The 12,988-nt window shown below is 71.2% G+C and carries 12 protein-coding genes; 6 read left to right on the top strand and 6 right to left on the bottom strand.

From position 1 onward, the window contains the following. Positions 1–62: 62 nt before the first annotated feature. Together ACFTZL_RS12255 and ACFTZL_RS12250 are read right to left on the bottom strand one after the other, a co-directional pair. Entirely contained in the window at positions 63–1,103 is a 1,041-nt protein-coding gene (locus tag ACFTZL_RS12255) for a LuxR family transcriptional regulator (protein ID WP_382580756.1), read from the bottom strand. Positions 1,104–1,261: 158 nt separating this feature from the next. Beyond that, complete coding sequence (locus ACFTZL_RS12250) at positions 1,262–2,359, bottom strand: helix-turn-helix domain-containing protein (RefSeq protein WP_382580754.1); 1,098 nt, start codon at positions 2,357–2,359, stop codon at positions 1,262–1,264. A gap of 299 nt (positions 2,360–2,658) precedes the next feature. Here ACFTZL_RS12250 and ACFTZL_RS12245 point away from each other — a divergent pair, with 299 nt between their 5' ends. The 5 genes from ACFTZL_RS12245 to ACFTZL_RS12225 all read left to right on the top strand — a co-directional run bounded on the left by ACFTZL_RS12245 (position 2,659) and on the right by ACFTZL_RS12225 (position 8,034). Further along, the gene (locus ACFTZL_RS12245; protein WP_382580752.1) at positions 2,659–3,783 is read left to right on the top strand and encodes an ATP-grasp domain-containing protein; all 1,125 of its coding nucleotides are present in this window, start codon (positions 2,659–2,661) and stop codon (positions 3,781–3,783) included. Between the two features lies 1 nt (position 3,784). After that, a complete protein-coding gene (locus ACFTZL_RS12240) occupies positions 3,785–5,011 on the top strand; it encodes an MFS transporter (RefSeq protein WP_382580750.1) in 1,227 nt (408 codons plus the stop codon). Between the two features lie 66 nt (positions 5,012–5,077). After that, positions 5,078–6,334: an ATP-grasp domain-containing protein gene (locus ACFTZL_RS12235; protein ID WP_382580748.1), complete on the top strand. Its 1,257-nt coding sequence runs from the start codon at positions 5,078–5,080 to the stop codon at positions 6,332–6,334. A 3-nt stretch (positions 6,335–6,337) separates the two neighbouring features. Then, on the top strand, positions 6,338–7,597 hold the full coding sequence (locus tag ACFTZL_RS12230) for an acetyl-CoA carboxylase biotin carboxylase subunit family protein (protein WP_382580747.1): 1,260 nt from the start codon (positions 6,338–6,340) through the stop codon (positions 7,595–7,597). Positions 7,598–7,602: 5 nt separating this feature from the next. After that, complete coding sequence (locus ACFTZL_RS12225) at positions 7,603–8,034, top strand: PPOX class F420-dependent oxidoreductase (protein ID WP_382580745.1); 432 nt, start codon at positions 7,603–7,605, stop codon at positions 8,032–8,034. Between the two features lie 27 nt (positions 8,035–8,061). Here ACFTZL_RS12225 and ACFTZL_RS12220 read toward each other — a convergent pair whose 3' ends face one another. From ACFTZL_RS12220 to ACFTZL_RS12205, 4 genes are all read right to left on the bottom strand, one after another. Further along, positions 8,062–9,471, bottom strand: coding sequence for an ATP-binding protein (locus ACFTZL_RS12220; RefSeq protein WP_382580744.1), 1,410 nt, complete (start codon positions 9,469–9,471; stop codon positions 8,062–8,064). Beyond that, positions 9,472–10,251: a response regulator transcription factor gene (locus ACFTZL_RS12215; protein WP_382580742.1), complete on the bottom strand. Its 780-nt coding sequence runs from the start codon at positions 10,249–10,251 to the stop codon at positions 9,472–9,474. Between the two features lie 103 nt (positions 10,252–10,354). After that, positions 10,355–11,431, bottom strand: a complete 1,077-nt coding sequence (locus ACFTZL_RS12210) for an LLM class flavin-dependent oxidoreductase (RefSeq protein WP_382580740.1) — start codon at positions 11,429–11,431, stop codon at positions 10,355–10,357. A 22-nt stretch (positions 11,432–11,453) separates the two neighbouring features. After that, positions 11,454–12,086: a TIGR03086 family metal-binding protein gene (locus ACFTZL_RS12205; protein WP_382580738.1), complete on the bottom strand. Its 633-nt coding sequence runs from the start codon at positions 12,084–12,086 to the stop codon at positions 11,454–11,456. Between the two features lie 62 nt (positions 12,087–12,148). On the opposite strand from ACFTZL_RS12205, the gene ACFTZL_RS12200 reads away from it, so the two are divergent. After that, positions 12,149–12,988 carry a DUF6597 domain-containing transcriptional factor gene (locus ACFTZL_RS12200; protein ID WP_382580736.1) on the top strand — a complete coding sequence of 280 codons (840 nt, stop codon included), beginning with the start codon at positions 12,149–12,151 and terminating at the stop codon, positions 12,986–12,988.

The following is a 12,988-nucleotide window of genomic DNA, read 5'->3' as shown; positions in this document are numbered from 1 at the left end:
GCCCTGTTCCACGTCCGCACCCCGAGGCAGGTCGGCGAACACGCCTCGCGGTTCGTCGCGGGTCACAGGTCGGCCATGTCCCCCGGTTCCGCGGCCGTACGGGCCGCCAGCATGCCCAGCTCGTAGCCGAGCTGGAATCGGGTCTCCGCCTTGAGCTCGGACTTGAGCTTGGCGAGGTGGGTGGCATAGGCGCGGGTGCTCAGCCCGATCCGCTTGGCGATCGCCGTGTCGCTGTCGCCGTTGATCAGGCAGCGGATGATGGTCTCCCGCAGCACACCGCTGATGTGGCTGGACTCGTTCGGCGTACGGGACCCCTCGAACGGCTTCGCCCGCAGCCAGTTGCGCTCGAACACGCCCACCAGGAACCGTACGACCGCCGGCTCCCGGATGATCACGGCCTGGTCGCGCTCGTTGTCGGCCGGGATGAACGCCAGGCTGCGGTCGATGACGATGAGCCGGTCGAACAGCTCGTCCATGGTGCGCACCTGGGCGCCGAGGGAGGTCATCTCGGACACGTACCCCCGGGTCGGGCCGTCGTGCCAGGCCGTGTGCTGGTAGAGCGTGCGGACCTCCACACCGCGGCCGAGCAGCTCGGCCGTCTGCATCTTCACCTTCTCGAGCGTGTCCTTGGGCCGCCCCCCGCCGGGCTGCGCGGTGAACAGTTCCTTGGTGGCCTGCTGCACCGACTCGTTGACGATCGCGCTGATCGCGGCCTTGCCCTCGATACGGACGATGGGCTCGCCGTCCTGCGGCCGCGGGCCCTTGCGCGACTCGGCGATCAACGGCTGGAGCAGGTCGGTCAGATTGCGGGCCTCGTCGAGCATGGTGAGGGCGGTGGACCGCAGCAGCGCACCGAGCCGCGCCTCCACGACGCCGGGATCGACGACGCTCAACTGCTCGGGCACGGCGGCGTCCTGGCTGACCATGCCCATCGCCACCAGCTCGCCGAGCGTTCCCTCGTCGAGGTCGAGGTCGCGAGCCCCCCGACGAATCGTTTCGCTACTGCCACCCGACTGGCCGTGCCATTCCTTGCGGAGCAACTCGACGTACGTCGAGCGTGCCTTCGTGCTGGGTATCGGGACCACAGACTTTGCTGGACTCATCGCCAACTCCCCCGGAGTGAGGTCGGTAGTCGCAAACCCGCGAGAGTGTAACCCTTCCTCATCTGTCCGCGTGCAGACAATCGCGCAGCGTAATGCCCAGGCAATATTCAAGCGCGCGCGGTCGGTTTCGCGTCAGGCCGAGCCGGACGATGGCCGGTTCACAAGCCCCCGTCCCCGGCTCCGTCCTCCAGCGGCAGACCCAGCCGCCAGGCCCGGTACCCGGCCTGGAACCTGCTTTCCGCGTCCAACTCATCGGTGATGTCCCGAAGATGACGACGCAGGGTGCGCGGCGCCATGCCGAGCCGGCGGGCGATCACGTCGTCCTTCAGCCCGGCCGCCATCAGCCGCAGGATGGCCAGTTTCAGGTCGTCGGAGGCCAGCCGGTCCTGGGCCGTCCCGCTCTGCTCGGTGAGCCGCCCGCCGTTCATCTCCTCGAGGTCGAACGGCCGGCCGGACCGCCACAGCGTCTCGAACATCCGGTACAGGAACCCCACGACGGTCGGGTCGGTGACGATCGACGCGCCCTGGGGGCGTCCCTCGATCCGCGGCTGCGGAACGAACGCGGTCTCCCGGTCGAAGATGATCACCCGGTCGAACACCTCGGCGGTGGTGCGGATCCGCGCCCCCGCCGCCGACACGGCCCGCACATATGTCTGCGTCGTCAGACTCGCCCGCGCCGTGTGCTGGTACAACGTGCGCACCCGCACCCCCCGCTCCAGCATCGCCACGCTCTCCGCGACGATCCCGTGCAGCGTGTTCGGACTGCGGCCGCCGCCCGGCTGGATGCTGACCATCTCCTCCATGCACAGCCGGGTCATCGCCGACAGCTCCCGCCGCACCTCGGCGACGCTGTCCACCTGCCGCAACCGCTCCGCCCTGCGCCCGCTGCGGGAGTGCTCGGCGAACAGCGCGGCGAGCGGCCGCAGCCGGGTGTGCAAATGGCTCAACTCCCGCTGCCGCTCCCGTATCTCGCGCTCCAGCGGGGCCCGCGCCGTCACCTCGGCCACGGTCGGATCCACCGCCGTCCACACATCGCCGTCGCTGTCACCGTCGCCGTCGCCGAGTCTCTGCAACAGACCGAGCCGCGACAGGTCCTCGAGGGCTATGCTCAACTCCCTCTCGGCGAGCCCCAGTTCCGCGGCGGCTCGGCCGGGGTCGCGGAGCGTGCCGTGGCGCAGGGTCCACTCGTAGAGCAGCAGCGAACCCTGCCGGAGCGCCGGTTCCGGTTCCCGCTGCTGTGCTCCCGAACGCTCCATCGTCGGCTTCCTCTTCCGGTCAGGCCACCTTGGGCCACCGATTATCTCTCTGTTCGGCGCGGGAACGCTGCCAGAATCCTCGTATCGCGCTGCACGAATCGGCATGGCTGTGTGGCCAGGGCCCCCCGAAAGGGTGAAGAATGCGCCGAATCGCTTTCCTGCGATCCATCGAGATTCAACAGACCAAGCCTTATCTCAAAAGCCTTGAGTCGAGGCTCGAACGGGAGGGAATGGAAGCCAAACTCTTTTACACGGACGGCGATTGCGGACCTGACGACTTTCCGGGCACGGCACAGAAGGTGCCCGCTGACATCACGCCCGCCGAACTTGCCAAGAAGGTGATCGACTGGTCCGCCGACGGAGTCGTGTCCTTGTCCATCGCGGACGAGAACGCCCTGCGTGACGCGGTGGTCAAGCGGATCCTCGAGCCGGTCGGCATTCCCATGGTCGGCCACAGCCTGGCAGCCGTGCACGTCGGCTCCAACAAGTGGGAGACGAAGGGCCTGTTGACGGACTACGGGTTCGATCTGCCCGGCGGCATCCTTGTCGACAGTGATGTGCTGGCCGGCCGCGGACTGCCCATCCCCGCTTATGTCGAATCCATATTGATGCAGGCGTCCGATCTCGGATATCCGTTGATCAGCAAGCCGCTGTGGGACTGCATGGGCGCCGGCATGGTGGCACTCTCCGACGAGAGCGAACTGCACGAGCATCTGACCAAACCGCACGACGGCAATTTCATTCTGGAGCAGTGCGTCTCCGGGGAGATCTGCTCGGTGGAAGTCGTGGGCGCCCGCGGCACTTACGTGGTGCAGCCCAAGGTGTGGCAGGGACCGGCCGAGGCCGGACCGGTGTTCAACTTCGGCCGGCTGCGCTACGCGGCCCCGCGCCCCGAGCACGACGAGGCGTTCGCCCCCGTGGCCGAGAAGCTCCAGGCGCTGTGCCGCGGGCTGGACCTGGAGGGCGCCATCGGGATCGACATGATCTACGAGGACGGGCGCTACAAGATCCTGGAGATCAACCCCCGGGTCACCGGCACGACCACCCCGTGCATCGCCGCCTCGGGCTTCAACACGTACGACTGTCTGCTGTCGATCCTGGACGGTAGCTGGCCCGCGCCCGAGGTACCGGCCGTGGCGCCGGTCCGGCAGGTGTGCCTCCAGTTCCCGATCCACGACCCGACGCCGGAGTTCGTCCACGACGCCGGCCGCGAACTGGACGTCGTCCGCACCCAGACGCTCACCATCGAGGGCGTACGGCACCCCAACATCATCATCACCTGCGCGCTCGACGACCTGCCCGGACTGCCCGCAAGGCTCGCCTCGTTGTGGCGACGGCACCGGTTCACCGACGAGGTGTTCCTGGCCCAGATCGCGAGGGCCGTGGGGGCCGACGCACCCGACCTGAGGGAACTGGTTCAGTGACATGAACATGAAAACCTATCGAAGGGTACTGGCCCTGCCGGGCATCGGTTCGCTGATGCTCCTGGGCCTGTTCTCCAAGATCGCCGTGGTCGCGATCCCCGTGGTCCTGAACCTCGCGGTCGTCCTCGGCCTGGACCGCGGGTTCGGCGCCGCCGGTCTGGTCATCACGGCCTGGACCGTCGGCGTCGGCATCGGCGGCCCCCTCCAGGGCCGCATGATGGACCGCTACGGAGCCCGCCCGGTCCTGCTGGCCTCGGTCGCCGCCCAACTGCTGTTCTGGGGCTTCGGACCGCTGCTGTCCTACGAGGGGCTGGTCGCCGGCGCGGTGGCCGTCGGCCTGCTCAACCTGCCCGGCTTCGCCCTGGTGCGACTGCGGCTGGCCGTGGCGATCCCGGACGAGGACCGCAACGCGGCCTTCGCCCTGGACGCCATGACCTCGAACATCTCGTACATGGTGGGCCCCGCGCTCGGCGTCACCGTCGCCACCGCCGTCTCCAGCACGGCCTCCATGCGGGGGCTCGGCGTCATCGTCAGCCTCGCGGGACTGGGGCTCGCGCTGCTGAACCCCGCGGTGCGGGCCACCACCTCCGAGTCCGGCACCCAGCCGCCGAAGCCCACTTTCCGGACCTGGTTCACGCCGGCCCTGGTGCCCGTGCTCATGGCGACCACCGCCACGACACTGGCCACCGCCGGGTACGAGACGGCCATCGTCGGCGGTCTGCGGCACTCCGGGCAGCTGGGCTTCTCCGGCCTGGTGCTGACCGTCTGCGGGTTCTGCTCGCTGATCGGAGCCCTCGTCTACGGCACGATCAAACGCCCGCCCGGCTTCGCCGTCATCGCCGGTCTGGTGGGTCTCACCACCGTCGTCGGCGGCTTCGCGACCGGCCAGTGGTGGCTGCTCTGCCTCGCCATGGCGCTGCCCGCGGCCCTGTGCTCGCCCGCGTTCGCCTCCACCGGCAGCGCGGCCAGCGCCCTCGCCCCGGAGGGAGCCCGCGGCGTGGTCATGGGCACCTACAGCGCGGCCCTCACCGTCGGCAACAGCATCGGCCCCGCGCTGTCCGGCGCGGTCCAGGACTCGGCAGGTCCCCGCTGGGCCTTCGTGGTGATCGGCCTGACCGGTGCCGCCCTGTCCGCGCTCGCCCTCCTCGGCAACGTCTGGCTGGGCCGCCGGACCGAGAGCATCGCGCCGCCGGAGCCGGACCGGGCCCTGGCCGACGCGAAGGCGTGACCCGGGGCGGCCACCGGGCCGCCCCGGCCCCGACTTCACCACCCCCTGACGCAACAAGGAGCAGTGATGAGCACCAAGGGTCACGTCGTCCTCGTCGACGCCTTCGGCACGGCACGGTTCTACCCGCCGGAGTTCCGCGAGGCCGGCTACGCGTGCGTGCGCGTGCAGAGCTCACCCGACCAGCCGGAGGTCCTGCTCTCCGGGCTCGATCTGTCCCTCTACGAGGACAACATCCTCCACACCGGGGACTTCGAGGAGACGCTGCGCGCGGTGAGCGCCTACGAACCGGTCGCCGTCATGGCCGGCCACGAGTTCGGCGTCCCGTTCGCCGACCGGCTCAGCGAGGCGCTGGGCCTGCCCACCAACGGCACCGCCCTCAGCCAGGCACGCCGCGACAAGTTCACGATGATCGAGACGATCAAGGCGGCGGGCCTGCGCGGCGCCCGGCAACTGCTCGCCACCAGCGCCGGCGAACTGGAAGCCTGGCACCGCGAACACGGCGGCCGGGTGGTCGTCAAACCCCTGGCCAGCGCCGGCAACGACGGCATCCGGTTCTGCGACACCCCCGAGGACAGCGCCGCCGCGTTCCGCGAACTCACCGGTGCCGACAACATGTTCTCGCGGCGCAACGAGGGCGTCGTCGCCCAGGAGTACCTCTACGGCGGCGAGTACATGGTCAACACCGTCAGCCGGGACGGCCGTCACCACGTCACGGACATCATCGCCACGTCCCGCCTCTCCGTGAACGGCGTGCACGACATCAGCAACTCCGTGCACCTGCTGCCCCGGCGCGGCGACGCCCAGGACCAGCTCGTCCCCTACGCGTTCAGCGTGCTGGACGCCCTCGGCGTGCGGCACGGACCCGCCCACACCGAGCTGAAGCTCACCCCCGAGGGGCCGGTGCTGATCGAGACGGGCGCCCGGATCTGCGGCGGCGACCTGCCGTACTACGTCCGCCGCGCCACCGGCGAGTCCCCCTTCGACTGGGCCGTCGACGCCTACGTCCGCCCCGAGCGCTTCCACGAGCGCCACGAGCAGGACTACACGATCAAGCAGCACTTCGCCTCCGTCGGCCTGGTCTCGCCGACGACCGGACAGCTCGCCGGACTGCGCCACATCGACGAGATCAAGAAGCTCGAGAGCTTCTACGACTTCTCCCAGTTCGTCCCCGTCGGCGGCCGGCTCGTCCCCACGACGGACGACTTGAACTACGTCGGCTTCGTGCGGCTCTTCCACGAGATGCAGGAGGTCGTGATGCGTGACATCGGCACCATCCACTACCTCGACGGCGAGGGCATGTACGAGCTGGCCGGGGAGGAATGAGCCATGACGGACCAGGGTGACGGCTCCACGAAGCCGCACATCGTCGTCATCAACCGCTGGCGCGAGCAGTACGCGCGCTACGCCGAGTACACGGACCACGCGACCCACCACGTCACCTACATCAGCACCGAGGTGGGCCTGTCCTCCGTACCGGAGGCCGCCGCCGACGTCGTCCTGGTCGACCGCACCGACGACCTGGAGTCCGTCCGCGCCGCGACCCGGCTGCTGGCCGCGCGCTACGGCCCGCCGCAGGGCATCGTGACGCTCAAGGAGGACGACCTGCTGGTCGCGGCGGCCCTGCGCGAGGAGTGGGGCTGCCCGGGTCCGCGCACGGAGTTCCTGGAGCCGTTCCGCGACAAGTACCTGATGGCCACGGCGGTCGCCGAAGCCGGCCTCGACGTCCCCGACTTCGCCCTCGCGCCGGACCGGCGGACCGTCGTGGAGTTCGGCCGGGAGCACGGCTGGCCGCTCGTGGTGAAGCCGACCCGGGGCAGTTGCAGCGAGGGCGTCGTACGGCTCGACGGGCCCGAGGACGTACCGCGCCTGGCCTTCACCGGCGAGCCGCTGCTCGTGCAGCGCTTCCAGGCGGGCCGGATCTACCACGTCGACGGCGTCTTCACCGGGACGGAGCTGCTGCACTGGACGGCGTCCCGGTACGTCAACACCTGCCTGGGCTTCCGGACGGGCAACTTCCTCGGCTCGGTCGAGGAGGACGACGCAACCGTCCTCGCGGCGATCGGCGCCCACGCCGTGCGCGTCCTCGCGGCGCTCACCGGACAGGCGACCGTCTTCCATCTGGAAGTGTTCGTGGACACGGTCTCCGGCCGGCCGCACGTCAGCTTCCTGGAGGTCGGGGCCCGGGTCGGCGGCGCCGAGATCGCCTTCGTCTGGCGGGAGGTGCACGGCTACGACCTGATGAACGCGGCCTTCCAGCTCCAGCTCGAGCGCCCCCTGCCGTCCGGCGCGCCCCGGCGGGACCGCGAGTTCGGCGGCTATCTGCTGATCCCCGCCCCGGCCGCGCGGCCCTGCCGCATCACGGAGGTGACGCCGATGTCCGGCCGCGCCCCGGGCCCGTACGCCGAGGCGCTGCTCGGGGTGGGCGAGGTCCTGCCGCTCGCGGACGCCTACTACGAGCACGTCGGCGGCCGGTTCCGCTTCCGCGGGCGCGACAGCGAGGAGGTGGAGTCCGCGCTGCGGGCCACGGCCACCGGGTTCAGGGTGTCGGCGGTAGCGGTGCCGGTCGCGGAAACGGTCGCCGCGTGAGGCCGATGTCCGAAGGGCAGTGGAGGTCGTTCGTCCTCACCGGCACCCGTACGGGGAAGCTGGCGACGCATCGCAAGGACGGACGGCCCCACGTCACCCCGGTGTGGTTCCTCCTGGACGACACCCCGGACGGCACGGCCCAGGTCCTCTTCACGACCTGGCACGCCTCGCTCAAGGCAAGGGCACTGCTGCGTTCCCCCCGCTTCGCCCTGTGCGTGGACGACCAGGAACCGCCGTACAGCTACGTGATGCTCGACTGCACGGCGCGGCTCACCCGGAACCCCGAGGAGCTGCGCCACTGGGCCACCCGCATCGGCGCCCGCTACATGGGAGAGGACCTGGCCGAGCGGTACGGGCAGCGCAACGCGGTGCCCGGGGAGTACCTGGTGCGGGCGACGGTCCACGAGGTCGTGGCCCACAGCGGGATCGCGGAGTAGCGCCGGTCACGTTCACCCGCCCCTCGTTCACCCGCCCACCGTGAACCCGGTCACTGTCCCGCCCCCGTCCCGCCGGAAGGCGAACGGCGCTCCCCCGTGTGCGAGGGCCACCTCGCGGACGATGGACAGGCCCAGGCCGGAGCCCGGCAGGGAGCGGGCGTCGGCGGCGCGGTAGAAGCGGTCGAAGACACGGGCGAGGTCGTTGTCGGTGATGCCGGGACCGCGGTCGAGGACCTCGACGCGGATCGTGCCGGGCCGGGCGGGCCCGGAGACGACGATCTCGATGGGGGCCGTGCCGCGCTGGTCGAACTTCACGGCGTTCTCGACGAGGTTGGACAGCGCCCGGGTCAGCATCCCGGGCCGTCCGTCGGTCGTGGTGTCGCCGCTCGCGCGGAGCGTGATCTCCCGGCCGCTGCGGCGCCGGGCCAGGCCCGCCACCTCCTCCGCGAGGTCGGCGACGTCCACCCGCCGGGGCGGCTCGGTGTCGGACTGCCCGGCCGCGAGGTCGACGAGCTCGTTGACCAGGTCGGTCAGCTCCCGGGCCTCCTGGCCGAGGTCGGCGACCAGTTCCTCCCGGGTCCCGGGCGGCAGTTCGTCGATCCGGCGGAGCATGGAGATGTTCGTCCGCAGCGAGGTCAGCGGCGTCCGCAGCTCATGGCCCGCGTCCTGGACCAGTCGGCGCTGGTCCTCCTCGGACTGGGCGAGCCGGCCCAGCATGCGGTCGAAGGCCCGGCCCAGCCGGCCCACCTCGTCATGACCGGCGACCGGCACCTGGATGCCGAGACGGCGGGTCCGGGCCACGTCCTCGGCGGCGTCGGTCAGGACGACCAGGCGCCGTGTGATGCGCCGGGCGAGCCACCAGCCGAACAGTCCGGCGGCGACCACGACGGCGGCCATCAGCAGCAGCGTCCGCCGCTGGAGCGCCCGCAGCAGGTCCTCGACGTCGCTGAACTCCTGCGCGACCTGCACCGCGCCCCGCCCGCCGCCGAGGGAGACGGTCGCGACGCGGTAGACGTCGTCGCCCACGTCGACGTCCTGGTGCTCGGCCACCCGCCCGGACAGGGAGGCGGCGGCGATCCGCACATCGGCCCCGGTCACCGGCAGTCCCGGACTGCCCGCGTCGACGACATGGCCGTCCGGTCCGAGCACCTGCACATCGGTACGGGCGGGCCGCACGAGGTCGTGGCCGGGCGCGGCGGAGGAGAAGTCGCCCGGCGTCATCCGGTTCTCCCGCACCTCGTCCCGCAGGTCCTGCACGACCTCGTCGAACACCGTCTGCTGGTCCACCCGCACCAGCCGGGCCGCAGCACTGTAGGACAGGATGCCGACCAGGATCGTCACGGCCGCGGTCACCGCCGCGAAGGACACCGCGAACGTCGTGCGCAGCGAGACCAGCTTCGGCCGCCGCCCGCTCAGCAGCCGGCGGAGGCGGCCCACTCAGTCCTCCCGCAGCACGTAACCCACGCCCCGCACCGTGTGGATCAGCGGCGGCCCGTCCGGATCGTCGAGCTTGCGGCGCAGATAGCCGACGTAGACGGCGAGGTTCTTCGAGCCGGGGCCGAAGTCGTAGCCCCAGATACGGTCGTAGATCGTCGAGTGGTCCAGGACGATGCCCGCGTTGCGGACCAGCAGCTCCAGCAGCTCGAACTCGGTGCGGGTCAGTTCCAGCTCGCGCGCGCCCCGCCAGGCCCGGCGCGCCTGCGGGTCCATGCGGACGCCGGCGGCCTCGATGAACCGGTCGGGGAGCTGCTGCCCGGGCGCCTCGGGCACAGGCGCGCCGCTGACGGGTGTGCCGCCGACGGGTGTGCCGCCGACCGGGGCGCCGCCGAGGGGGTCACCGACCCCCACCGGGCTGGTGCGGCGCAGCAGGGCGCGCAGCCGGGCGAAGACCTCCTCCACGTCGAAGGGCTTCACCACGTAGTCGTCGGCGCCCGCGTCCAGGCCGGCGATCCGGTCGGCGGTCTCCACGAGGGCCGTCAGCATCAGGACCGGCGTCCGGTCGCCCTCGGCGCGCAGCACCCGGCACACCTGGAGCCCGTCGATGCCGGGCATCATCACGTCCAGGACGAGCACGTCCGGACGGTTGCGGTGGGCCTGCGCCAGTGCCTCGACACCGTCGGCGACCGCCATGACCTGGTAGCCCTCCAGGGTCAGGGCGCGCTCCAGGGCGTTGCGGATGGCGCGGTCGTCTTCGGCGAGCAGCACGGTTTGGGGCACGCGTCCAGTGTGCCAAGCCACCGGGTCCCCGGGACCGGATGCGCTGCCCCGGAGCGTCCTTCTTACTCCCCTCTCACCAGGGCGCACACAACCACGGGCCGGGTCACCCCTGTGCCCGCGCCAGCCGGGCCGCGTGCGTCGGCGCCTCCGGCACGTCCGCCGGGCGGCCCACGGCGAACTCCTTGCGCAGCACCGGTACGACCTCCTCGCCCAGCAGGTCGATCTGCTCCAGCACCGTCTTCAGCGGCAGCCCGGCGTGGTCGACCAGGAACAGTTGCCGCTGGTAGTCGCCCGCGTACTCCCGGAAGGCCAGCGTCTTCTCGATGACCTGCTGCGGGGTGCCGACGGTCAGCGGCGTCTGCTCCGTGAAGTCCTCCAGCGACGGCCCGTGCCCGTACACCGGCGCGACGTCGAAGTACGGCCGGAACTCGCGCACGGCGTCCTGCGAGTTCCGCCGCATGAACACATGCCCGCCGAGCCCGACGATCGCCTGCTCGGGCGTGCCGTGCCCGTAGTGGGCGTACCGGGCCCGGTACAGCTCGACCATGCGCTCGGTGTGGTCGGCCGGCCAGAAGATGTTGTTGTGGAAGAAGCCGTCGCCGTAGAACGCGGCCTGCTCGGCGATCTCCGGCGAGCGGATCGACCCGTGCCAGACGAACGGCGGTACGCCGTCCAGCGGCCGGGGCGTCGCCGTGAAGCCCTCCAGGGGCGTACGGAACTTCCCCTCCCAGTCGACGCCCTCCTCGCGCCACAGGCGGTGCAGCAGGGCGTAGTTCTCGACGGCGAGCGGGATGCCCTGCCGGATGTCCTGCCCGAACCACGGGTACACCGGCGCGGTGTTCCCGCGGCCCAGCATCAGATCCACCCGGCCGTCGGCCAGGTGCTGGAGCATCGCGAAGTCCTCGGCGATCTTCACCGGGTCGCTGGTGGTGATGAGGGTGGTGGCCGTGGAGAGGACCAGCCGCTCGGTGCGGGCGGCGATGTAGCCGAGCATCGTGGTCGGGGAGGAGGGCACGAAGGGCGGGTTGTGGTGCTCACCGGTCGCGAAGACGTCGAGCCCGGCCTCCTCCGCCTTGAGCGCGATGGCGACCATGGCCTTGATCCGCTCGCGCTCGGTCGGTGTCCGGCCGGTGGTCGGGTCGGGCGTGACGTCGCCGACACTGAAGATCCCGAACTGCATGGTCGCTCACCCTCCAGGTTGTTTACCCTTCAACCGTACCTGGGGGAACGACGACCGGCGCGGGAGCATTCCAGTACGGATCCCTGCCGGTCTCCGCGAGCAGCCGCTCGAAGGCCGACGCGCCCTCGGGCTCCGGCACCGGCTCCCCGAACACCCCCATCTTCCTGGCCGTCGGCGCCAGCTCGTCCACCGCGCCGGACAGCTCCGCCACGACCGCCTCGTCGGCACCCGGGTACTCCTGGCCCGTCGCCCGCGCCAGGTCCCACACATGCACCGTCAGATCGAGCAGCGCCATCGAGCCGACCAGCCGCGCCGGCATGTTCATCCCGCCCGTCGTGCCCTCCTCGGCACCCGGCGCCGACCAGGCCGCCACCAGCCGGTCCGTCTCCCGAGCGAGCCGCTCACGCCACTCGGGACTCCCGGCGACCCGCTCGGGCGTCTCACCGAAGTCCGACGCCTCCTTCGCGGCCAGCCGCTGGAACTGCACGATCACCTGGAAGAGGTGATCGACCAGAGCCCGCACGTCGTACTCGGCACAGGGCGTGGGCGCGGCGAGCCTCGCGTCGGGAATGCCCCGCACCACCGGCACCGCCCGCTCCCGCGCCATGCCCAGCAGCTCACCGACGCGGTACGTCCTCACAGGGTTCGTGTCCATGCTCCGACCGTAGGGACAGCCACGACCGCCCATCTTGAAGAAACGCGACGTACGATCCGGCCATGGAGGCACGCCGCCACGACACCCGCGGGATCGTCGACCCGTCCGGGCTGCTGAACCGCGTGCGATTCCGCCGCCACGAGCCCGCCGAGCCGCTGCGCCGGTACGTCGAGTGGTACTGGCTCATCGACTGGGACCTGCCCGCGCCCTACGCCTCCCACGTCGTCCCGCATCCGTCCGTCAACCTCACGTTCCAGTGGGACGAGGACGAGAGCCCGCCGTACGGCGAGGTCACCGGCGTCGCGCTCGGCCTCTACACCAGGAAGCTGACCGGACGGGGCCGGGTCTGCGGAGCGAAGTTCCGCCCCGGCGGCTTCCGGCCGTACGCCCCCGGGATGCAGGTCTCCCGGTGGACGGGCCGCACGCTGCCCGCCCAGGAGGTGTTCCCCCAGGTCACCGCCGACACCGCCCGCGCGGTCGTCACCCCCGCCGACGACCCCGCCCGGGTCGCCGCCCTCGACGCCTTCCTGCTCTCCCTGCCCTGCGCCCCGGACCCGCAGGCGGACCTCGCGATCGACCTCGTCGAACGCATCCGCGCGGACCGCACCGTACGCCGCGTCGGCGACTTCGCCCACGCGCACGGCCTGTCGGTACGGGCGCTGCAACGGCTCTTCTCCACCCAGGTCGGTGTCAGCCCCAAGTGGGTCATCCTCCGCTACCGCATCCACGAGGCCCTGGAACAGGCTGGCCACCGCGACGACGTCGACTGGGCCGGCCTCGCCGCCGACCTCGGCTACGCCGACCAGGCCCACCTCGTACGGGACTTCACGACGACGGTGGGAGTGCCCCCCACGGCCTACGCGGCGGAGATCCGGGCCGGGCGAGGGGGCATGCGAAGCTGA

This window comes from Streptomyces sp. NPDC056948, assembly GCF_042674225.1.
Classification (GTDB): Bacteria; Actinomycetota; Actinomycetes; order Streptomycetales; family Streptomycetaceae; genus Streptomyces; species Streptomyces purpurascens.
The sequence above is the reverse complement of the archived record's forward strand: the minus strand, read 5'-3'. Positions and strand labels throughout refer to the sequence as shown.